We start from the raw sequence: 21785 nt of genomic DNA, 5'->3' as shown, positions 1-21785 counted from the left end.
GTCATGACCGACACGTACACCCTCGTCCTGCTCCGCCACGGCGAGAGCGAGTGGAACGCCAAGAACCTGTTCACCGGCTGGGTCGACGTGCCCCTGTCCGAGAAGGGCCGCACCGAGGCCTCCCGCGGCGGCACCCTGCTCACCGAGGCCGGCATCCTGCCCGACGTCGTCCACACGTCCGTGCTGCGCCGGGCCATCACCACCGCCCACCTGGCCCTCGACGCCGCCGACCGGCACTGGATCCCCGTCCGGCGGTCGTGGCGGCTCAACGAGCGCCACTACGGCGCCCTGCAGGGCAAGGACAAGAAGCAGACCCTGGCCGAGTTCGGCGAGGAGCAGTTCATGCTCTGGCGCCGCTCCTACGACACCCCGCCGCCGGCCATCGAGCCCGGCGACGAGTACTCGCAGGCCGGTGACCCCCGCTACGCCGACCTCGGTGACGACATGCCCCGCACCGAGTGCCTGAAGGACGTCGTGGCGCGGATGCTGCCCTACTGGTCCTCCGCCGTCGTGCCGGACCTGAAGGGCGGCAAGACCGTCCTGCTGGCCGCGCACGGCAACTCGCTGCGGGCCCTGGTCAAGCACCTGGACGGCATCGACGACGCCACGATCGCCGGGCTCAACATCCCGACCGGCATCCCGCTCGTCTACACGCTCACCGAGGTCGACGGCGAGCTGGTCCCGACGCAGCCCGGCGGCACCTACCTCGACCCGGCTGCGGCGGCCGACGCCATCGCCGCCGTCGCCAACCAGGGGCGCTGAGCCGCAGGCCCGCCCGACGTCAGACCGGAGGCAGGCCCGGGCCGCTGATGCGGTCCGGGTCCTGCCCGGTGACCTGGTAGACGACCTGGTTGGCCACGTTGACCGCGTGGTCGGCGAAGCGCTCGTAGAACCGCCCGATCAGCGTCACGTCGATGGCCACCGACACCGGCTCGTCCCAACGGGGCGAGAGCATGACGGTGAACAGCTCACGGTGCAGCCGGTCCATCTCGTCGTCGATCCGGTCGACCTCGCGGGCCAGCTGGGCGTCGTGGCGGGCCAGCACGTCCCCGGTCTTGAACGCGATCCGCTCGGCCACCTCGCCCATGTGGGCGATGTGCCGCTTGACCGTGTCCGGCACCACCGGCTCGGGGTACTTCAGCCGGGTCACCTGGGCCAGGTGGCGGGCGAGGTCGCCCATCCGCTCCAGGTCCGCCGTCACCCGCAGCCCCGACACCAGCCGACGCAGGTCGCCGACCAGGGCTCCGTGCCGGGTCATCATCGACACGATGTCGTCGTCGAGGCTCCACTGCCACGCGTCGAGCCGCTCGTCGTCGGCGATGACGCTCTCCGCCAGCTCCAGGTCACCCTCGAGCAGGGCCGCCGACGCGCGCGAGATGGCCCGCGCCGCCAGGCCGGTCATCTCGACCATGCCGGAGGTCAGCGAGGCCAGGTCCTCGTCGAATCGGCTCACGGGCCACCATCCTGGTGCATGTCGGCCCCGATGTCCCGCGGCGGGCAGAACCCGTCGCCACGGACCCCGACCCGGGGCACACCGGACGGGGCCTCCGGCGCCGTAGGCTGCTCGTCCGTGAGCTCCCCCGCGACCCTGGTGGTCGTCGTGGCCGTGACGGCGGTGCTGGCCCTCGTCGCCGCCTTCGGCGTCGGTGTACGCACCGGCGGCGCGTCCGGTCGTGCCCGCGCCGGCCGCGCCCGCGAGCTGGAGCCGCTGCGCCGTGCGGTGTCGGCGCTGCACACCCCCGCGCTCGTGGTCACCGGCGACGCCCGGGTCGTCCACGCCTCCGACGAGGCGCTGCGGCTGGGCCTGGTGCGCGCCGGCTACCTGGCCCACGAGGAGCTGCGGGACCTGCTGCGCCCGGGCCGCAGCGACGGCGCCGGACCACGCACCCTGAGCCTGCCCCGCGGCCCGGTCGGCGACGGGCACCTGGAGGTCCGGGCCACCGTGACCGACCTGGGCGAGCGGTACCTGCTGCTGGACCTGGAGAACCGGAGCGAGGCCATGCGCGTGGAGGACGTGCGACGGGACTTCGTGGTCAACGTCAGCCACGAGCTCAAGACCCCGGTCGGCGCGATCAGCGTCCTGGCCGAGACGCTCGAGCAGGCCGTGGACGACCCGGAGGCGGTGCGCCGGTTCACGGCGCGGATCCGGCAGGAGGTCCGGCGGCTCGGCGTGCTCGTCGCCGACGTCCTCGAGCTGTCCCGCGTCCAGGTGGTGGACGGCACCCCCCGTCGGGCGGAGGTCGGGCTGGACCACGTCGTCGCGCACGCCCTGGACGAGGTCGGCCCCCGCGCGGACGAGCACGGCATCACGCTGCGCCGCGGCGGCATCCGCGGCGCGGTGGTCCTGGGCGACGAGGAGCTGCTGACCACGGCGGTGCGCAACCTCGTCGGCAACGCCGTGTCGTACAGCCCGCCGCAGACCACCGTGTCGGTGTCGGTCGGCCGCAAGGACGGCCTGGTGGTGGTGCAGGTCACCGACCGCGGCATCGGCATCCCGGTCGAGGAGCAGGAGCGGGTGTTCGAGCGCTTCTACCGCGTGGACCCGGCCCGCTCCCGGCAGACCGGTGGCACCGGGCTCGGCCTGGCCATCGTCAAGCACGTCATGGACGCCCACGGCGGGGACGTGCAGGTGTGGAGCCGGCCCGGCCAGGGCTCGACCTTCACCCTGCGCCTGCCCGACGCCGACCCGGCCCCGCCGGAGGAGCCCACCCCGACCACCCCGACGGGCCACGACGGCCCGACCGCCCCAGCCCCCCATGGAGGACCCGCGTGACCCGCATCCTGGTCGTCGAGGACGAGCCGTCGTTCCACGAGGCGCTCAGCTACCAGCTGACGCGGGAGGGGTACGAGGTGACGGTGGCCGAGACGGGCGACGACGGCCTGAGCGCCTTCGACCGCGACGGGGCCGACCTGGTGCTGCTGGACCTGATGCTGCCCGGGACGCCCGGCACCGAGGTCTGCCGGGAGCTGCGCCGGCGCAGCAAGGTCCCGATCATCATGCTCACGGCCAAGGACGGCGAGGTCGACAAGGTCGTCGGCCTCGAGCTCGGCGCCGACGACTACGTCACCAAGCCGTACTCGGTGCGTGAGCTGATCGCCCGCATCCGGGCCGTGCTGCGCCGCCGCGAGGACGCCGAGGACGGCGGCGAGGCGCTGGTCGAGGCAGGCCCGGTGCGGATGGACGTGGACCGCCACGTCGTCACCGTGAAGGGCGAGGCCGTCGCGCTGCCGCTGAAGGAGTTCGAGCTGCTGGAGCTGCTGGTCCGCAACGCCGACCGGGTGCTGACCCGGGGCCAGATCATCGACCGGGTGTGGGGCGCGGACTACGTCGGCGACACCAAGACCCTGGACGTGCACGTCAAGCGGCTTCGCTCCAAGGTGGAGCCGCACCCGTCACGACCGCGTCATATCGTCACCGTGCGCGGGCTGGGCTACAAGTTCGAGACCTGAGCCCGGCCGACCGCGCTCAGGAGTCGGTCGTCGGGACCGCCGTCGGCTCCACCGAGGCCCCGGGAGCAGGGGCGACGCTCGCCCCCGCCGACGGCTCGACGTCCGTCCCGAGCGAGGGCTCGGCGCTCGCCCCGACCGGCGGGACGGCGGTCGCGGGCGGCGTGATCTCGGCGTAGGGCCCCTCGGGCAGGGCGACCACCACCGCCAGCGTGGCCGAGTCCTGCGCGGGGTCGGTGAAGACCACGTCGATGACGTCACCGGCGATGGGGTCGACGGCGTCGACGACCACGAGCACGCCGTCCGGCTCGGCGAAGGCGCCCAGGAACACCGTCTCCCCCGCGGCGACGTCGACCTCGGCCAGCGTCCCGCCCACCTCGACCTGGACCGTGGCGTCCTCCTCGCCGCGGTTGACCAGCGCGCCGCTGACGACCCCGGGGGCGCCGTCACCCTCGGAGACCACCAGCACGTTGCGCACCAGCACGTCACCCAGGTCCGTCTGCAGCCCGTCGGAGGGCGCGTACGGCTCCAGGGTCAGGTCGCGCGAGGTGAACGAGCAGCCACCCAGCAGCAGTCCCGCGGCGACCGCGGTGGCGACGGGGGCGACGGCACGGCGGCCGGGGCGGGAGGCGGTGGCGCGGGTCAGGCTGGTCACCCCGTGATGCTAGCGATCGGCGGGCGCGGGGCAGGAGCGGGCACGGGCGAACCGGTGCCGAACGGTCGGTCAGGGGCTGTCAACCAGGCGCGCGTAGCGGCGTGGTCCCTCGATGTCAAGACCTCCCCGTGGCGCATCTGGGGCGCTGACCAGCACCGATGCCGTAGGACGATCTTCACCGACCGACCGGACGGTGGTACTCTGGTCCTCGGAAAGGGGCACAAAACTATGGCGTTTGCAGTGGGCGAGACAGTCGTCTATCCGCACCACGGAGCGGCTCTCATCGAGGCCGTCGAGACCCGGACCATCAAGGGGGTGGAGAAGGCGTACCTGGTCCTCAAGGTCGCACAGGGTGACCTGACGGTGAGGGTCCCCGCCGAGAACGTCGACCTGGTCGGCGTACGCGACGCCGTCGGCAAGGAAGGCCTGGACAAGGTCTTCTCGGTCCTCCGCTCGCCCCAGGCCGAGGAGCCGACCAACTGGTCGCGCCGGTTCAAGGCGAACCAGGAGAAGATCGCGTCGGGCGACGTGATCCGCGTGGCGGAGGTCATCCGTGACCTGCACCGCCGCGACGGCGACAAGGGCCTGTCCGCCGGCGAGAAGCGCATGCTGGCCAAGGCCCGTCAGATCCTCGTCTCGGAGCTCGCACTCTGCGAGAAGACCGACGAGGTCGCCGCCGAGACCATGCTCGACGAGGTCCTCTCCTCCTGAGCGGTCCGTCCTGAACGCCCTGTCCACCGGGCGTCCGGTGCCCGTCCCCGTCATCGAGGCACTGCGCCTGTGCGTGGTGGTCTTCCTGGCGGGGGTGGGTGCCCAGGTCGGCGACCTGGTGCCCGGGGACGAGGTCGGCGGCGTCCCCGTCGCCCCCACCACCCTCGGGGTGCTCCTGGGTGCCTGCCTGGGCTACGTGCTCGGCGGCGGCATCGCCCGGGGGGTGGCCCGCGGGGTGGGTCGGGCCGAACGCGTCCTGGCGGGACGCTCGGCCGAGCAGATCCTGTCCGGCCTGGTCGGGGCCGGGGTCGGGGTGCTGGCCGCGGCGTTCGTCAGCTGGCCGCTGCTGGTGCTCGGCGCCCCGCTGGTCCTGCTGCCCGTGTTCGTGTTCGTCCTGCTGGCCGCCGGCACCGTCGGCTACCGGCTGGGCCTGGCGCGGCGCGAGGCGGTGCTGCGGCTGATCGGCTCCGGCACCGACGTGCCCTCGGCGGGCCCGACCGTCGTGGTCTCCCGGCTGCTGGACACCTCCGTGGCCGTGGACGGCCGGGTCGTGGACGTGGTCCGCGCGGGGTTCCTGCACGGTCGCCTGGTCGTGCCGGCGCCCGTGCTCGGTGAGCTGCAGGGCCTGGCGGACTCCGGGGACGACGTCCGGCGTGCGCGCGGCCGCCGCGGCCTGGCCACGCTGGCCGCGCTGCGCAGCGAGGGCGGCGTCGACGTGGAGGTGGTCGGCGACGAGGCGCCGTCGGTGCCCGAGGTCGACGCCAAGCTGGTGCGGATGGCCCTGGACCGGGACGCCGCGCTGCTGACCCTGGACACCAACCTGGCCAAGGTCGCGTCTCTGGCCGGGGCCCGGGTGATGAACCTGCATGCCCTCGCGGTGGCGCTGCGCCCCCCGGTCGGCGCCGGGGACGGTGTCACCGTGACGGTGCTGCGCCCGGGCAAGGAGCCCGGTCAGGGGGTCGGCTACCTGGACGACGGCACCATGGTCGTCGTGGAGGACGGCCGGCGGCACGTGGGCCGTGACGTCGCGGTCGTGGTCAGCAGCGTGCTCACGACGGCCAACGGGCGCATGGTGTTCGCCCGCCCCGCCCCGGGGACGTCGACGTGACCGCCGCCGGAACGACCGCAGCGGAGGCGACCGCAGCAGGGGCCGACGGTCGCCCGGTGGTCGGCTGCGTGCTGGTGGCCGCGGGCTCGGGGACCCGGCTGGGCTCGGCCCGGCCCAAGGCGTTCGTCGAGGTGGCCGGCCGGTCCCTGCTCGCCCACGCCTGCGACCGGCTGCTGGCCGCGCGGGCCGGGGACGGCGGACCCCTGCTGTCCTGCCTCGCGGTCGTGGTGCCCGACGGCCACCGCGACGAGGTGCTGGCCCTGCTGGCCGGGCTGCGCCCCGACGGGCACCCGGTCGAGGTGACGGTCGTGGTCGGTGGTGCCACCCGGCAGGAGTCCGTCGCGCGCGGGCTGCACGGCCTGGGCCCCGGGCCCGGGGTGGTGCTGGTGCACGACGCCGCCCGGGCCCTGGCCCCGGTCCGCCTGGTGGAGCGGGTCGCCGCCGCCGTGCGCGGGGGCGTGGTCGCCGTCGTACCGGGTCTGGCGGTGGTGGACACCGTCAAGCGGGTCGGCCCCGAGGCGCCCGGCGGGCCCGAGGTCGCCGGGACGCTCGTGGTGCGCGAGACCCTGCCCCGCGCCGAGCTGGTCCAGGTGCAGACCCCGCAGGGCTTCGACGCCGACCTGCTGCGCGCGGTCCACGCGGCCGCCGCCGGCCCGGACCCGTCGGGCCCCGGTGCCGGGGACGACGCCGGCATGGTCGAGGCCGCCGGGCACCCGGTCCACGTGGTCCCCGGTGACCCGCGGGCGCTCAAGGTGACGGTGCCGCACGACCTGCTGGTGGCCGCAGCGCTCGCCGCCGCCGGGGACGACCTGCTGTGATGTCCGGCATGGACCTGCGCGTGGGCACCGGGGTGGACGTGCACGCCTTCGCCGAGGGCGTGCCCTGCCACGTGGCGGGGCTGCACTTCCCGGACGAGGCCGTGGGCCTGGCCGGGCACTCCGACGGCGACGTGGCGGCGCACGCGGCCTGCGACGCGCTGCTGTCCGCGGCCGGGCTCGGCGACCTCGGCGCGGTGTTCGGCACCTCGGACCCGCGCTGGTCCGGGGCCTCCGGCGCCACCCTGCTCACCGAGACGGCGCGGCTGCTGCGCGACGCCGGCTGGCAGGTCGTCAACGTGTCCGTGCAGGTCGTCGCCGTCCGCCCCCGCATCGGGGCCCGCCGCGCCGAGGCCGAGCAGGTGCTGTCGGCCGCCGTCGGGGCGCCGGTCACCGTCTCGGGCACCACGACCGACGGCCTGGGCCTGACCGGGCGCGGCGAGGGCGCCGCGGCCGTGGCGACCGCCCTGGTCCGGCGGGGCTGAGCGGCCGTGCCGGCGCGCGAGGCCGCCCGCCCCCCGACCGAGGCGGCCGTGGTCGGCGAGCTGGGCCGGATCGCGTTCCTGCTCGAGCGGGCGGCCGCGGCCACCCCGCGCGTGCAGGCCTTCCGCCGCGCGCTGGCCGTCGTCGCGGGCCTGCCGCCCGGTGAGGTGGCCCGACGGGCGGGCGAGGGCACGCTGCGGGAGCTGCCCGGCATCGGCGAGCGCACGGCCCAGGTCGTCGGCGAGGTCGTCGAGCACGGCCGCTCGGCCTACCGCGACAACCTCGAGGACCTGGCCGGCCCGCTGGTCGCCGGCGGCGCCGACCTGCGCGCGGCGCTGCAGGGTGACCTGCACAGCCACACCGACGCCAGCGACGGCGGTAGCGACCTGGCCACGATGGCTCGCACCGCGGCCTCGCTCGGCCACCGCTACCTGGCCGTCACCGACCACTCCCCCCGGCTGCGGGTGGCCAACGGCCTGTCGGTGCAGCGGCTGCTGGCCCAGCTGGACCTGGTCGCGACCGTGCAGGAAGAGCTGGACGCCGACGGCGTGGACCTGCGCGTGCTGAGCGGCATCGAGGTGGACGTCCTGGACGACGGCAGCCTGGACCAGGACCGCGACCTGCTGGCGCGCCTCGACGTGGTGGTCGCCTCGGTGCACTCGAAGCTGCGGATGGACTCCCCCGCCATGACGCGCCGGCTGCTGGCGGCGGTGTCCGACCCGCTGGTCGACGTGCTCGGCCACTGCACGGGCCGGCTGCTGGGCGGGCGGAACCCCGACTCTCCCGGGGCCAGCCGGGGCAGCAAGGAGCGACCGCCCTCGACGTTCGACGCGGCCGCCGTGCTCGCCGCCTGCGCCGAGCACGGCACGGTCGTGGAGGTCAACGCCCGGCCGGAGCGGCTCGACCCGCCCATGGCCCTGCTCGCGGTGGCCGACGCCGCCGGCTGCGAGTTCTCGGTGGACTCCGACGCCCACGCCCCCGGCCAGCTGGACTGGCAGGTGCTCGGCTGCGAGCGCGTGGAGCGGGCGGGCGTCAGCGCGGAGCGGGTCGTCAACACCTGGGACGTGGACCGGCTGCTGGCGAGGACCCGCGCGCACTGACCCGCGAGCACCGACCCGCGAGCACCGACCCGCGAGCACCGACCCGCGAGCACCGACCCGCCGGCGGCGGCTCACCGCTCGGTCGGCCCGTGTGGGCACGCAACGTCCAACATTCGATGCGTGCTGTGACCGGATCCTCAGGGTCCTGGCGTACCGTGACGCGTGATGACCACGCACCTGCCCACCGCCACGCTGCCGCCGGGGTACCTGCTGCGGCGGCTCCGCCCGGTGGACACGGTGACGACCGCCCGGCTGCACCGGGGCCTGCTGCCCAACGGGCTGTTCCCCCGCCTCGGGCCCCGGTTCCTGCGCTACTGGCACGCCACCTTCCTGGACACGCCCGCCGCGACCGGGCTGGCCGTCGTGCACCACGGCGAGGTGGTGGCGTTCGTGCTGGCCACGCTGGACCAGCGGCTGTACCTGCACCACACGCTCCGCCGTCACCGCTGGTCGCTGATGTGGCGGGGGGCGCTGGGCCTGCTGACCCGACCGGTGGTGCTGGTCCGGTTCCTGCGCACCCGGGTCCGGGCCTACGCCCGCCACCTGCTGCCCGGCCGCGGCGCGGGCCGCACGGGCGCCCAGCCGGGTCAGCCGCCCCGCGACCGACCGGAGCGGCGGGTGCGGGTGGCCGTGGTGCATGCCGTGGTGACCAGCGAGGCGGCGCGCGGCCAGGGCTGCGCCCGGGCCCTGCTCGACACCGTCGCCGACGCCGCCCGCCGGGCCCGCGCCGACCACGTCGCGCTGGTGACGGACGTGGCCGACCCCGCCTCGGGGGCCCCCGTCAGCGGGGCCGCCGCGATGTACGAGCGGCTCGGCTGGCGCCGCGAGGGCGTCCGGCGGCACCGGGACGGCCGCTGGGTCGCCGAGTACCGGCTCGACCTCGACGCACCGGCCGCGGGTTCGTAGTGGCGGGGACCGACCGCCCCGAGCGTGACGACGCGGCGGGGCGCTGGACCCGGCGCGGGCTGCTGCTGGCCGCGGCCGCCGCCGGGGGCGGTGGCCTGGCCGCGTGCTCCGTCGCACCGTCCTCGGTGACCGGTGCCGCCCCGGCGACCGTGACGACCCCCGCCTCGCCCGGGCCGACCACCACGGTCACCGTCACCCCGCCGCCGCCCTCGGCGGCCCCGGTCCCCACGCTGCCCGAGCGGCCCGAGCCGTGGCGCCCGCCCGCCGGCGAGGTGCTGCCGGAGTGCAAGCAGGCGGCCGTCGACCTGCTGGTCGCCGCCATGTCGTTCGACGACGACGGCCGTGACGACGACGCGCTCGCCCGGCGCCTGGAGCCGACCGGCCAGGACCCCGAGGTGGCCCGCCCCCTGCTGGGCCTGCTCCCGGGGAGCGGACCCGCCGCCCTGGCCATCTCCTACTCCCAGTACGGCGGCCTCAACCCGGCCGAGACCCGCGCCAGCCAGATGGTGGTCGGGACCCAGCTGCTGCTGGACGCCGACGGCGAGCTGGTGCGGCGCTCGTTCGCAGCCGACGTCCGGCTCACCGAGCGTGAGGGCCGCTGGGTCGTCACGTCGGTCCAGCCGGCCTTCCCCGACCCGCCGCTGCCGCCCCTGGACCCGGCGATCGAGGCCCTGCTCGACGACGAGCGGGTCACCATCCCCGGCATCGCCCGGGCCGACCTGCGCTCGGGCGTGGTGCACGCGTCGGTGGCCGAGGCGCTCATCGAGCTGGCCGGCACCTGGCAGATCGGCGTCCACGTCTTCTACTCCGCCCACCCGGTCAACGTGTTCGCCACCACGCGCCCGTCGGCGCACACCGTGGGCCGGGCCGTGGACGTGTGGTCGCTGGACGGGGTCCCCGTCATCGACCAGGACTCCTCGCCCTGGCGGGCGTTCATGGAGGCGGCCCTGGAGGCCGGGGCCACCGACATCGGCGGGCCGGAGGAGCTGCAGCCGACCGCTCGCTACTTCACCGACCGGGTCCACCAGGACCACGTCCACCTGGGGTTCCCGCTGCCGCCCGACCGCCGGGTCTGACGGCGCCGCCCGGCCCGACCTTCGGGCCGGGGTGCGGGCCCGACGCCAGGTCCGGGGGGTACCCCCCGCGTGGCGCCGGCACCGGCGACGTACCGTAGGTCCATGGCCGCTGTCAACGCCCGCTGGATCGTCCCCGTCGCCGTCACCGCCGTCGTGGTGGGAGGCGGGGTCGCCGCGTCCGCCGCCTCCGACGCCACGCCCGACCTGCCCGAGGTCTCGGCCGAGGAGCTGCTCGTGCGCGTCCACGACGCCGAGCCCACGCCGTTCTCCGGCACCGTCCGGACCGTGGCGGACCTGGGCCTGCCGGACCTGGGGGCGCTGGCCGGGGGCGCCGGCGGTCCCGAGGCCGAGGCCCAGGGCACCGACCCCGCGTCGGTGCTCATGCGCCTGGCCAGCGGCGAGAACCAGCTACGGGTGTGGGTCGGCGGACCCGAGCAGCAGCGGGTCTCGCTGCTGGACGACTTCGCCGAGCTGGACGTGGTCCGCGACGGCGACGAGGTGTGGACCTACTCCTCCGCCGACGACACCGCCACGCGCTACGACCTGACCGCCATCGCCGAGCGCGCCGAGACCGCCCTGGCCCAGGCGCAGGCCGACCTCGAGCAGGCCGACCCCGAGAAGGCCGCCGAGCTGGCCCGTGAGCTCGAGGCCGCGAAGGCCGAGGCGGAGGCCGCCCGGGCCGAGGCGCAGGACTCGCCCTACGCCGACCTGACCCCGACCGAGCTGGCCCGCACCCTGCTGGCCGACGCGGACCAGACCACCGAGGTCGCCGTGGGCGACGCGCAGGTCGTGGCCGGCCGGGACGCCTACACGCTGACCGCCACGCCGCGCGACGACGCCACCCTGGTCGGCACGGTCGAGGTGGCGGTCGACGCCGAGACCGGCCTGGTCCTGCAGGTCGAGGTCGGCGCCCGCGACCAGGCCGACCCGGCGTTCGTCACCGGGTTCACCGACCTGGACCTGACCGCCCCCGACGCCGACGTCTTCGCGTTCTCCCCGCCCCCCGGCACCACGGTCGTCGACGCGCTGGAGGCCGCCGAGGACGCGGCCGCGCAGGCGGAGCAGGACGCCGACGAGCCGGGCACGGCCCCCGGGGCCACCGAAGGCGATCGGCCCGACGTGGCCGAGCCCGTCGTCCACGGCGAGGGCTGGTCCACCGCGGTCGAGCTCGAGCTGCCCGTGGAGGAGCTGACCGCCGCCGCCGACCAGGCCCGCACCGAGGCCGCCGAGACGGCCACCACCGAGGAGTCCGCCGCGCCGACCGGGGACGAGGGCAACCCGTTCGCCGAGGGCGACGCGCAGGACCTGAACCCCACCGCGATGCTCGAGCAGCTCACCACCGAGGTCGACGGCGGTCGGGTGTTCAGCACCGCCCTGCTGACCGTCCTGCTGACCGACGACGGCCGGCTGCTCGTCGGCCCGGTCGACGCCGCCACGCTGCAGTCCTACGCGGGCTGATCGGGTGGTCGACCTCGCGGTCCGCACGCGAGGCCTCCGCAAGACCTACGGCCGCCAGGTCGCCGTCGCCGACGTCGACCTGGCGGTACCGGTGGGCGCGGTGTACGGCTTCCTCGGTCCCAACGGCTCGGGCAAGACGTCCACCATCCGCGTGCTGCTGGGCCTGGCCGCCCCGACGTCCGGTGAGGTCGAGCTGCTGGGCCACCCGATGCCGTCGGGCTGGCGGACCGTGCTGCCCCGGGTGGGCGCCCTGGTCGAGGGGCCCGCGTTCTACCCGTGGCTGTCGGGGCCGGCCAACCTGGCCCGCCTCGACGCCGCCGACCGCGACGCCGATGCGCGCACCCGGCGGACCCGGATCGGCGAGGCGGTCGAGCGGGTCGGGCTGACCAACGCCGGTGGCAAGCGCGTCAAGGCGTACTCGCTGGGCATGAAGCAGCGCCTGGGCATCGCCGCGGCGCTGCTGCGCCCCCGCGACCTGCTCGTCCTCGACGAGCCCACCAACGGCCTGGACCCGCAGGGCACGCGCGAGGTGCGCGGGTTGGTCCGCTCGCTGGCCGCCGACGGCACCACCCTGGTGGTCTCCAGCCACCTGCTGGCCGAGATCGAGCAGGTCTGCTCGCACGTCGGCGTGATGAGCGGCGGCCGACTGGTGGCGCAGGGCACGCTGGCCGAGCTGGGCGCCGGCGGCGAGCAGGTGCTCCTGCTGCGCACGCCCGACCACGAGGACGCGCGGCGGACGCTGGCCGGGGCCGGGCTCGACGCCCGGCCCGACGGCAGCGCCACGCTGCGGGCCGTGCTGCCGGACCCGCCGCCGCCGGTGGAGGACCTGGTGACCGCGCTGGTTGCGGCCGGGGTGCGGGTGCAGGGGGTCGAGGTCCGGCGCGACAGCCTGGAGGACCGCTTCGTCGCGCTGACCGGGGAGGGGTTCGAGGTCGTTGCCTGACACCGCCGCACGGGGCCGGCCGGCCCCGTTCTCGTCGCTGCTGGCCAGCGAGCTGCAGATCATGTTCCGCCGCTGGCGCCACCTCGCGATCCTGGGGGTGCTGGCCGCCGTTCCGCTGCTGATCGCGCTGGCGGTCCGGTTCTTCGAGGCACCGGGCGCCGGCGAGGGGCCACCGTTCCTGGACCGGGTGACGCAGAACGGCCTGTTCGTCGGCATCACCGCCCTGGTCATCTGCGTCCCGCTGTTCCTGCCGCTGGCCGTGGGCGTGGTGGCCGGCGACACCGTGGCCGGCGAGGCCGGCCAGGGCACGCTGCGCTACCTGCTGCTGAGCCCGGCCGGTCGCAGCCGCCTGCTGGTGGTCAAGCTCGCCGGGGTGGTGGTGTTCTGCGCCGCGGCCACCCTGACCGTCGTCGGCGTCGGCGCGCTGGTGGGCCTGGCGCTGTTCGGCGCGCAGGACGTCGCCGTGCTGTCCGGCGGGGTGATCACGCCGTGGGAGTCGTTCGGCCGGGCCCTGCTGGCCGCCGGCTACGTCACGGTGTCGTTGGTCGGCCTGGCCTCGGTGGGGCTGTTCATCTCCACGCTGACCGACGTGCCGGTCGGCGCGATGGCCGCGACCGTCACCCTGGCCGTCGTCGCCCAGGTGCTCGGCCAGATCCCCCAGATCGACTGGCTGCACCCGTGGCTGCTGACCTACCGCTGGTTCGACGTGGCCGACGTGCTCCGCGACCCGGTGGCGTGGCAGTCGTTCCGCCTGAACGCCGTCCTGCAGGCGGGCTACGTCGTCGTCTTCTCCGCCCTGGCCTGGGCCCGGTTCACGACCAAGGACGTCCTCAGCTGACGGCGGTTGCCCGGCCGCCCCATCGGTCATACTCGGACCCACCATGAGCAGACCCGACCGCAGCGCCGGCCCGGCCCCCGCCGGGGCGCGCGGCACCGGCCCCGAGCCTGCGGCGCTGCTCACGACCGGTCTGCTGCTGGTGGTGGCCGGGGCGGTCGTCACCCTCGGGCTGCTGGCGCTCACGGGCGGGGCCGCCCCGACCACGCTGGCCGACCCCGGTCCGGCCACGACCGCCGGGCTGCCGCTGGCGCGCTACCTGCAGGACGTGCTGGGCGTGCTGACGGTCGGCTGCACGCTGGTGGCCGCCATCGCCTCCGGCGCCGGTGAGACCGACCTGCGGGCCCGCGCCCGCCGCCTGCTCGGTCCGGTCGCCTCCGGCTGGGCGCTCGTCACGCTCGCGGTGTACCTGCTGACGGCCTCCGACCTGTCGGGCCGACCCCTGCCGTCGGTCCTGACGGCGCAGGTGCAGGGCGCGTTCGTGTCCCTGCCGCAGGCGCGGGCGCTGCTGCTGGTGGTGCTGGCCGGGGTCGTGCTCGCGGTCGCCTCCCGGCTGGAGGTGGCCGCCGGCCCCCTGGTCCAGCGCAGCCTGCTGGTCCTGGCCGCCGGCGCCCTCGTGCCGCCGGCGTTCGTCGGGCACTCGGCCTCGGCCGAGGACCACGAGCTGGCCGTGGCCAGCGTCTCGGTCCACCTGGTGGCCGGGGCGCTGTGGATCGGCGGCCTGGCGGTGCTGGCGGTGCTCGTGCTCGCCGACCCGCGGGTCCGGGCGGGAACGGCGGTGCCTACCGTGACGTCGTTCAGCACGCTGGCGCTGTGGTGCGTGGTCGTCATCGGGGTGTCCGGGCTGCTCAACGGGTCGCTGCGGGTGTCCTCGGTGGCCGACCTGCTCGGGTCCGCCTACGGACTGCTGCTGCTGGCCAAGGCGCTCCTGCTGGCGGTCCTGGTCGGCTTCGGCTGGTGGCACCGACGCCGCAGCATCGAGGCCATGACGACGGGGGCGGGGCGGAGCGCGTTCGCCCGGCTGGTGGTCGCGGAGCTGGCCGTCATGGTGCTGACCGTGGCCGCGGCCGTGGTCCTCGCGCGCACGTCACCGCCACTGGGCTGAGGGCCGTCGCAGCCGCGCGCCGGGCTCAGCCGCGCGGCCGGGCGTGCGCCACCAGGGCCACCGGCAGCCCGGACGGTGCGGTCACCACCAGCACCTCGCAGACCGCCGGCACCGCCGTGCCGTCGGCGTGCAGGTACCGCTTGTGCACCACCTGGTGCCGCTCGCCCGTGCGCACCTGCCCCAGGTTGTCGTCGTCCTGGCCGCGGTCGTCGGGGTGCGTGAGGTCGGCGACGAACCGGCCGACGACCCCGTCGGGACCGTCGATGGGCCGGCCCAGCATCGACGCGAACGCGGCGTTGGACCGGAGCAGCCGCCCGTCGAGGTCGGACACCGCGATGGCCACCGGGGCGACGTCGATGGCCGCGCGCAGCACGTGGTCCAGCACGGCCGCGTCGGTCTCGGCCGAGACCCGGTCGTGCACGTCCCGCACCGTCAGGACGACCTCCTGCCCGACCGCGCCGGGCCGCCGGAAGGCCTGCGCCCTGACCCGGATCCAGCGGGCGCCCCTGACCGCGTCGTCGGCGGTGCGCAGCGTGGCCTCCGTGCTGCGGCCCGGGAGCGCGTCGGCCACCAGGGCCGTGAACTCCGCCCGGTGGTCGGGGTGCACGAGCCGGATCGCCGACGGCCCCATGGGGACGGCCTCCCCGAGCACCGACCGCGCCCCCGAGGACGCGAAGCGCACCCGGCGGTCCGCGTCGACCACGACGGTGAACTCGTCCACGGAGTCGACGACCCCCACCACGCCCTCGACGGCCCGGGCCGTGGCCGAGCAGGCCTGCGGCGTCGGCCGGCCGAACAGCCAGCCCTGGGCTCGGTCCACCCCGAGGCCGACCAGGGCCAGCGCCTGGTCGAGCTCCTCCACCCCCTCGGCGCACACCTCCAGGCCCAGGTGGTGGGCGGCGTCGACGAGCCCGCGCACCAGCACGGCGTCGGTGGCGTCCCGGGCCAGCCCGGTGACGAACCCCCGGTCGATCTTGACCACGTCCAGCGGCAGCAGCCGCATGGCCGACAACGCGGACCGGCCCGTGCCGAAGTCGTCGAGGGCCGTGCGGACGCCCGCCGCGCGCACCCGGGCCAGCACCTCCACGGCCAGGTCGAGGTCGGCCAGGTCGGCCGTCTCGGTGATCTCCAGGCAGAGCCGCCGGGCGGGCAGACCGGTCCGGCGCAGCACCTCCAGGACGTCGTCGGCGAACCGGCGCTCGGTGAGCTGGACGGCGGAGACGTTAACCGCGACGGCGGGCGCCTCCTCGCCCTGCGGCCCCGCCGGCCAGCCCTGGGCCGCCTCGCAGGCGTGCCGCAGCACCCACAGCCCCAGGTCGGTGATCATGCCGCCGCGCTCGGCCACGGGGATGAACTCGTCCGGGGGCACCGGGCCGAGCTCGGCGTCGGTCCAGCGGGCCAGCGCCTCGTGCGAGACCACGCGACCGTCGGGCAGCGACACGACGGGCTGGAAGTGCACCTGCAGGTCACCCCGGTCCAGGGCGACCCGCAGCCGCCGTTCCACGACGTGCGGCGAGCGCCGGCCCGGCCGACCGGCGGCCGGGCGCGGCTCGGGTCCGCGCACCGTCCCCCGACCGCCGGACTTGGCGCGGCGCATGGCCCGGTCGGCCTCGCGCAGCAGCTCGACGACCTCGTCGGACGGGGCCTCCTGCGCCCGCGCGTCCTGCATCCCCCCGGTCGAGGGGCCGTCGTCGGCGCGTCGGGCGAGCCCGACCGAGGCCCCGAGACGGACCTCGACCTCGGGGCGACCGGGCAGGCGCACGACGAACGGCGCGGCGGCCCGGTCGACCACCCGCTCGGCCAGGCTCCGGGCGGACTCCACCGACGGGCAGCGGTGCAGCAGCAGGGCGAACTCGTCCGCGCCCAGGCGCAGCACCGTGTCGTCCGGTCCGCTGAGCGCGCGCAGCCGGTCGGCGAACTGCACGAGCACGGCGTCGCCCACGGGGTAGCCGTGCTGGGCGTTGACGTCGGCGAAGCGGTCGAGGTCGACGTGGACGACGGCTTCGGCGTCGCCGTCGAGCCCGTCGAGCCCCGCGCGACCCGGCAGGCCGGTCAGGGCGTCGAGCACGGCGTCCCGGAGCCCGGTGGACGGGGTGGGGGGGCCGGGCGCCTGACGCGGCATGACGGACATGGTGCCAGCCGGGGAGGTGGCGCACCCGGTCGCCGACCGGCCGGCCGGCCGGTCACGCCCCGTCCCCTCCCCATGCGCCTCAGGACGCACCGGCGGGGGCGGCCCGGCGGCCGCGCTTGTGGGCGTACATCGCGGAGTCCGCCAGGGCGAGCGCCGTCACCAGGTCGCCACCGACCCGCACCGCCGAGCAGCCGAAGGACGCCGGCACCCCGACCGCGGCCAGCGCCTCGGACAGCACCGCCACCTGGGCCGCGGCACCGGTGCCGGGGAAGCCGGTGAGCAGCACGCCGAACTCGTCACCGCCCAGGCGGGCGACCGCGTCCTGCGGTCGGGCGGCGGCCCGCAGCGCGGCCGCGGCGCGGACGAGGTGCCGGTCGCCGCCGCCGTGGCCCAGCTCGTCGTTGACGCGCTTGAACCCGTCCAGGTCGGCCACCACCACGACCGAGGGGTCGCCGAGGCCGGTCAGCCGGCGCTGCGCCCGGGCGACGGCCCGGTCCCAGCCCCGCCGGTTGAGCAGCCCGGTCAGGGCGTCGGTCTCGGCCCCGGCGACGGCCGAGACCGCCAGCCGCCCGGCCTCCTCCAGCTCCCGCTCCGTGGCCAGCAGGTGCCCCAGCAGCCCGCGCAGGAGCTCGAGCAGCGGGGCCAGGTCGTCGAGGTCGGGCTGCGGCCGGCGGTCCAGCCCGCACAGCACGCCGAACAGCGTGCCGTCGGGCTCCCGGATCGGGACCCCCGCGTAGGCCTGGATCGACAGCTCCCGGGCCGCCGGGGCGTCCCGGTAGGCCGGGACCAGGGCGGTGTCCGGGGCCACCCGGGGGGCCTGCCCGTCCACCATGTGCCGGCACAGCGTGTCCGACCAGGGCATCCGGTCGCCCACCAGGAGGCCGTAGCCGTTCTCCGGCAGGTGCAGGTGGGTCTGCGCCCCGTCCTCCACCCGGGTCACCCCCCACAGCGTCATCGGGTGGTGGGTGCGGAGGTGCCCGAGCACCGAGGCCACCCCGTCGGCGAACCGTGACCGGTCGGGGCCGGTACCGGCCTCCACCGCTGCTGACGGAACCACCGTCCACCTCCGGAATCGGGCGGCCCGTCACGCTGCCGCTCTGCTCGTGTGCTGCTCGTGTGCTGCTCGTGCGCTGCTCGTGCGGCCGCAATCGGGACGTACGGCTGCACATCGGCCGCTCCTGGGGCAGGCTGAAGCCTCGGGGGCAGGGGAACCGCGACCGCGGGTGCCGCCTGCGGGCCGTCCGTCGGCCCGCAGGGCCCGGGGGAGGACGTCAGCCACATGGCCCACGACGAGCCGTCCACGCCCCCGCACCTGCCCCCGACCAGCGCGGACGCAGGTCCCGGGCCGCCCGGGCCGGGCCTCGGCGTGCACCCGCTGACGCAGCCGCTGGCCGACCCGGCCCGGCTGCGCCGGGTGGAGGACGCCCCTGGCCACGGCCGCCGTCGGGGACCCCGAGTGGGCCCGGGTGGCCCGGCTGGCCCGCGCCGTCACCGGGGCGAGCGTCGCCCTGGTCACCCTGGTCAACGACACCCAGGTGCTGGTGGTCGCGGCCGCCGGGCGCGCCGCGGGGCTGGAGCCCGGCGGGCGGGAGCCCGCCACCTCGGGCACCTGCGGCTGGGTGGTGGCCTCCGGCCGGTCCTTGTCGGTGCGCGACCTGCGGCTCGACCCGCGGACCCTGGGGTCCGGGGCCGCCCGGGAGCTCGGCCTGGTGTCGTTCCTCGGCGTGCCGCTGCGGGTCGACGACGTGGTCGTCGGCACGGTCTCCGTGCTCGACCGCCACCCCCGGGGCTGGACCCACGCCGAGACGGCGGCGCTGGAGGACCTGGCCCAGCTGCTGGGGGCGCGGGTCGGACTGGTGGAGGAGCGGCAGCGCGCGGACGACCTGCTGCGGCTGCACGCCGACGTCGTCAGCGGCAGCCTGTCCGGCGTGGTGGTCATCGACGACCGCGGCGTGGTCCTGGAGGTCAACCCGGCCCTTACCGCGCTGCTGGGCTGGGAGACCGCGGACATGATCGGTCGGCCCGTGGGTGACCTGCTGGTGCCCCGGCCCTGCGCGCCGCCCACGAGTCCGGCCTGGCCCGGGTGCGCCGGGGCGGGGAGCACGTCGTGGTGGGCCGTCGGCTGGAGGTGGTCGCGCTGGCCAAGGACGGGGAACGGGTCCCCGTCGAGCTGTCGGTGACCCGCAGCGACTCCGGTCGCCGGACCCGGTACAGCGGCAGCATCCGCGACCTGCGGCCGCAGGCCCGGGTGCAGGCCGGGCTGGACTCGGTGCTGAGCCACGCGACGGTCGCGGTGCTCGAGGTGGACCGGGCCGGGGTCGTCCGCCGCACCGAGGGCCGCGGCCTGCTCGGCGGGGCGGACCTGGTCGGCACCGGGCTGGACACCGTGCTGGGCCCCGCGGTGACCGAGCGGCTGCTGCACGCCGGGTCGGGCCCCCCGACGGACCCGGTGCGCTTCGACCTGGACCTGCTCGGCCAGGCGTGGCGGGCCAGCGCCGTGCCGGTGAGCCCCGCCGGTGGCGAGGTGACCGGCTGGGTGGTGTCGCTCATCGACATCACCGACGTCCGGACGGCGCAGGCCCAGCTCGAGCAGGCCCACCGCACCGACCCGCTGACGGGCCTGCTGAGCCGTTCGGGCCTGGAGCACGAGGTGGAGGCCCTGGTCGCCGCCGCGCCCGGCCGGGCGCTGCGGGTGACGACGCTGCGGCTGCACGGCCTGGGCGAGACCAACGAGTCGTTCGGCCACGAGGTCGGCGACGAGCTGCTGCGGGTCAGCGCCGGCCGGGTCCGCAGCCTGCTGCCGGGCAACGACGGCGAGGTGCTGGCCCGCGTCGACGCCGGCCAGTTCTCGGTGGTGGGCTACGCCGACCAGAGCGTGACCCGGGGCTGGGCCCACGCGGCCGAACGGCTGCTGACCCGCCCCGTGCGCGTGCGGGCGGTCACCCTGGTGCCCCGCCTCAGCGTCGGCACCGCCGCCTACGACCCGCGTCCTGGCGAGGGCCCGGTCCCCGAGCGCGCCGTGACGGCCGTCGCCGAGCTGCTGCGCCGGGCCGAGGTGGCCGTGCACGCCGCCCGACGGGCCGGTCAACCGGTGCGCGAGTACGCCGCGGCCGACGACGTGGTGGCGCGCCGGCTCGTGCTGGCCTCCAACCTGCGGGAGGCGCTGTCCACGCCCGTGGACGGACGCAGCCCGCTCGACCTGGACGGCCGGCTGCGCCTGGAGTACCAGAGCGTCCACGCCCTCGACGACGGCCGCGTGGTCTCCGTCGAGGCGCTGCTGCGCTGGACCGACGACGACCTGGGGGCGCTGTCCCCGGTCGAGGTCGTCGACGTGGCCGAGGGCGCCGGGCTCGCCGTCGCCCTCGGCGAGCACGTCATGGCCCGGGCGCTGCACGACGCGGCCACGTGGTGGGGCCGCGGCCGCGAGGTGCCCGTCATGGTCAACCTGTCCGCCCTGCAGGTCTGCGAGCCGTCGCTGGTGGGCAGCGTGGCCGGGCTGCTGGCCCGCAACGGGCTGCCGGGCCGGGCGCTGGTGGTCGAGGTCACCGAGACCGCGGTGCTGCAGGACGCGCCCATGGCGGCGACCGTGCTGCAGCAGGTGCGCTCCGGCGGCGTCCGGGTGTACCTCGACGACTTCGGCACCGGCTGGTCGACGCTGGAGCGGATGAGCGACCTGCCGCTGGACGGCATAAAGCTGGACCGGGGGTTCGTCACCCGGATCGCCTCGCTGGCCGGGTCCGCCGCCGTGCACTCCTCGCTCGCGCTGGCCCGCGCGCTCGGGGTACCGCTCGTGGTGGAGGGCGTGGAGACCCAGGCCCAGGCGGAGGCCCTGCTGGCCGTCGGGGTGGAGCGGGTGCAGGGCTTCCGGTACGCGCGCCCGGCCCGCCTGGAGGTGGTGCTGGACCGGCTACGCGGCTCCGGGACCCCGCACGAGGCGTCGGCTCAGGACGGGTCGGCGGGCCCTCCGGAGCGGTCCGACACGCCGTAGGTGTGCACCAGCGGCAGCACGGCGCTCGGCGGCTCCCCCAGGTAGACCGTCACGCGGCAGCCGGGGTCCCCGACCGCGATGCGCTCCTCGAGGAGCACGGCGGCGGACCCGTCGTCGGAGCTGCGGGCCGCGATGCCGCCGAAGACGCTGGACGTCATCCGGCACAACGACGGCGCCGCCTTGACCACGTCGCCGAAGGGGCACCGGTCGTTGGTCAGCACGATCCGGTCCGCGTCGGCGTGCTCGAGCCGGAACCCGCCGTCGATGGCGTGCTTGAGCCGTACGTAGCAGTCGCCCACCTGCTCGGGCGTCAGCCGGCCGACCACGGCCTCGGCCTGCCGGTACCCCTCCTCCATGCGCCCGCCCACGTCGGCGCCGACCTGCGCCACCGCCGCCTCGGCCGCGTCGGGGCCGTGCTGGAACTCGACCGTCCGGGCCAGCTGCACCACCAGGGCCCGCAGGAACGACTCCTTGCCGAACGTGCCGTCCTCGTTCGCCTCGTCGACCAGCGGCAGCGCCCCGGCCGTCTGCCGGGGCGGGTCGTGGCTGAGCGCCAGCCGCTTCTTGACCGGCAGCACCACGGAGACCGACATGCCACCCACCGTGCGGGCGTGCGCCTCCAGCGACTGCGCCAGGTGCGAGACCAGGAACAGCCCGCGGCCGCTCTCGGCCAGCAGGAGCGGGTCGACGTCCTCCAGCCCGGGCACGGGCTCCTCCGGCGGGCGCTGGACGGGACTCACCTCGACGTCGCCCAGCAGGGCCGGGTCGAAGCCCGGACCCAGGTCCAGCACCCGCACCGTGGGGCTCAGCTCCCGCCAGGACAGCGACACCCAGACGGGACCGCCGGCGTGGCGGACCGCGTTGCCGACCAGCTCCTCGACGACCAGGTCGGCGTCGCCCACGTCCGAGCCCGGCTCCGCGTGCCGGCGCAGGTAGGAGCGGATCTCCTGCCGCAGCGCCCACGACGACGCCGCGTCGCGGGAGTGCAGGTACCAGTCCATCCCCTGATCCTCCCCGACCGCGG

At 76.3% G+C, this 21785-nt stretch carries 21 protein-coding genes; 16 read left to right on the top strand and 5 right to left on the bottom strand.

The annotated features are described in order from the left end of the window. Positions 1-3 precede the first annotated feature (3 nt). On the top strand, positions 4-762 hold the full coding sequence (locus tag SJY06_RS05030; protein WP_380165257.1) for a phosphoglyceromutase: 759 nt from the start codon (positions 4-6) through the stop codon (positions 760-762). 19 nt (positions 763-781) lie between these two features. Here the strand turns inward: SJY06_RS05030 and phoU are convergent, their stop codons facing one another. Continuing rightward, on the bottom strand, positions 782-1453 hold the full coding sequence (gene phoU / locus SJY06_RS05025) for a phosphate signaling complex protein PhoU (protein WP_380165256.1): 672 nt from the start codon (positions 1451-1453) through the stop codon (positions 782-784). A 117-nt stretch (positions 1454-1570) separates the two neighbouring features. On the opposite strand from phoU, the gene SJY06_RS05020 reads away from it, so the two are divergent. Both SJY06_RS05020 and SJY06_RS05015 read left to right on the top strand, forming a co-directional pair. Beyond that, positions 1571-2773, top strand: coding sequence for a sensor histidine kinase (locus tag SJY06_RS05020; protein WP_380165254.1), 1203 nt, complete (start codon positions 1571-1573; stop codon positions 2771-2773). Beyond that, positions 2770-3450 (top strand): winged helix-turn-helix domain-containing protein, encoded by a 681-nt coding sequence (locus tag SJY06_RS05015; protein ID WP_380165252.1) that lies wholly within the window; start codon positions 2770-2772, stop codon positions 3448-3450. The genes SJY06_RS05020 and SJY06_RS05015 overlap by 4 nt, the downstream gene beginning before the upstream one ends. 16 nt (positions 3451-3466) lie before the next feature. On the opposite strand, the gene SJY06_RS05010 is transcribed toward SJY06_RS05015, so the two are convergent. After that, complete coding sequence (locus SJY06_RS05010) at positions 3467-4102, bottom strand: hypothetical protein (protein WP_380165250.1); 636 nt, start codon at positions 4100-4102, stop codon at positions 3467-3469. Positions 4103-4330: 228 nt separating this feature from the next. On the opposite strand from SJY06_RS05010, the gene SJY06_RS05005 reads away from it, so the two are divergent. The 11 genes from SJY06_RS05005 (at position 4331) to SJY06_RS04955 (ending at position 14642) form a co-directional block, all read left to right on the top strand. Then, a complete protein-coding gene (locus tag SJY06_RS05005) occupies positions 4331-4813 on the top strand; it encodes a CarD family transcriptional regulator (protein WP_380165248.1) in 483 nt (160 codons plus the stop codon). Between the two features lie 37 nt (positions 4814-4850). Next, complete coding sequence (locus SJY06_RS05000; protein ID WP_380165246.1) at positions 4851-5921, top strand: PIN/TRAM domain-containing protein; 1071 nt, start codon at positions 4851-4853, stop codon at positions 5919-5921. Next, a complete protein-coding gene (locus SJY06_RS04995) occupies positions 5918-6739 on the top strand; it encodes a 2-C-methyl-D-erythritol 4-phosphate cytidylyltransferase (RefSeq protein ID WP_380165244.1) in 822 nt (273 codons plus the stop codon). Before SJY06_RS05000 ends, SJY06_RS04995 begins: the two co-directional genes overlap by 4 nt. 8 nt (positions 6740-6747) lie before the next feature. Then, the gene (gene ispF / locus SJY06_RS04990) at positions 6748-7221 is read left to right on the top strand and encodes a 2-C-methyl-D-erythritol 2,4-cyclodiphosphate synthase (protein ID WP_380165242.1); all 474 of its coding nucleotides are present in this window, start codon (positions 6748-6750) and stop codon (positions 7219-7221) included. A 6-nt stretch (positions 7222-7227) separates the two neighbouring features. Then, positions 7228-8319, top strand: coding sequence for a PHP domain-containing protein (locus tag SJY06_RS04985; protein ID WP_380165240.1), 1092 nt, complete (start codon positions 7228-7230; stop codon positions 8317-8319). 165 nt (positions 8320-8484) lie between these two features. Further along, positions 8485-9225 (top strand): GNAT family N-acetyltransferase, encoded by a 741-nt coding sequence (locus SJY06_RS04980; RefSeq protein ID WP_380165238.1) that lies wholly within the window; start codon positions 8485-8487, stop codon positions 9223-9225. Continuing rightward, the gene (locus tag SJY06_RS04975) at positions 9225-10301 is read left to right on the top strand and encodes a hypothetical protein (protein ID WP_380165236.1); all 1077 of its coding nucleotides are present in this window, start codon (positions 9225-9227) and stop codon (positions 10299-10301) included. The genes SJY06_RS04980 and SJY06_RS04975 overlap by 1 nt, the downstream gene beginning before the upstream one ends. Positions 10302-10403: 102 nt before the next feature. Beyond that, a complete protein-coding gene (locus SJY06_RS04970) occupies positions 10404-11759 on the top strand; it encodes an outer membrane lipoprotein carrier protein LolA (RefSeq protein WP_380165234.1) in 1356 nt (451 codons plus the stop codon). A gap of 4 nt (positions 11760-11763) precedes the next feature. Further along, positions 11764-12702: an ABC transporter ATP-binding protein gene (locus SJY06_RS04965; protein ID WP_380165232.1), complete on the top strand. Its 939-nt coding sequence runs from the start codon at positions 11764-11766 to the stop codon at positions 12700-12702. Continuing rightward, the gene (locus SJY06_RS04960) at positions 12695-13540 is read left to right on the top strand and encodes an ABC transporter permease (RefSeq protein WP_380165230.1); all 846 of its coding nucleotides are present in this window, start codon (positions 12695-12697) and stop codon (positions 13538-13540) included. Before SJY06_RS04965 ends, SJY06_RS04960 begins: the two co-directional genes overlap by 8 nt. A 43-nt stretch (positions 13541-13583) precedes the next feature. Then, on the top strand, positions 13584-14642 hold the full coding sequence (locus tag SJY06_RS04955) for a copper resistance D family protein (RefSeq protein ID WP_380165228.1): 1059 nt from the start codon (positions 13584-13586) through the stop codon (positions 14640-14642). Between the two features lie 25 nt (positions 14643-14667). Here the strand turns inward: SJY06_RS04955 and SJY06_RS04950 are convergent, their stop codons facing one another. Next, positions 14668-16764 carry an EAL domain-containing protein gene (locus SJY06_RS04950; protein WP_380165226.1) on the bottom strand — a complete coding sequence of 699 codons (2097 nt, stop codon included), beginning with the start codon at positions 16762-16764 and terminating at the stop codon, positions 14668-14670. An 88-nt stretch (positions 16765-16852) separates the two neighbouring features. Continuing rightward, the gene (locus tag SJY06_RS04945) at positions 16853-17830 is read right to left on the bottom strand and encodes a diguanylate cyclase domain-containing protein (protein ID WP_380165224.1); all 978 of its coding nucleotides are present in this window, start codon (positions 17828-17830) and stop codon (positions 16853-16855) included. 409 nt (positions 17831-18239) lie between these two features. On the opposite strand from SJY06_RS04945, the gene SJY06_RS04940 reads away from it, so the two are divergent. Next, positions 18240-18953 (top strand): GAF domain-containing protein, encoded by a 714-nt coding sequence (locus tag SJY06_RS04940; RefSeq protein WP_380165222.1) that lies wholly within the window; start codon positions 18240-18242, stop codon positions 18951-18953. Further along, positions 18881-20761: a putative bifunctional diguanylate cyclase/phosphodiesterase gene (locus SJY06_RS04935; protein WP_380165220.1), complete on the top strand. Its 1881-nt coding sequence runs from the start codon at positions 18881-18883 to the stop codon at positions 20759-20761. Before SJY06_RS04940 ends, SJY06_RS04935 begins: the two co-directional genes overlap by 73 nt. On the opposite strand, the gene SJY06_RS04930 is transcribed toward SJY06_RS04935, so the two are convergent. Further along, positions 20716-21762 (bottom strand): methanogen output domain 1-containing protein, encoded by a 1047-nt coding sequence (locus SJY06_RS04930; protein ID WP_380165218.1) that lies wholly within the window; start codon positions 21760-21762, stop codon positions 20716-20718. The two genes, SJY06_RS04935 and SJY06_RS04930, sit on opposite strands and share 46 nt — an antisense overlap. Positions 21763-21785 lie beyond the last annotated feature (23 nt).

The organism is Jannaschia sp. R86511, from assembly GCF_042466345.1.
Lineage (GTDB): Bacteria > Actinomycetota > Actinomycetes > Actinomycetales > JBBAYJ01 > Aquipuribacter.
This window is presented reverse-complemented; position numbering and strand designations above follow the sequence as displayed.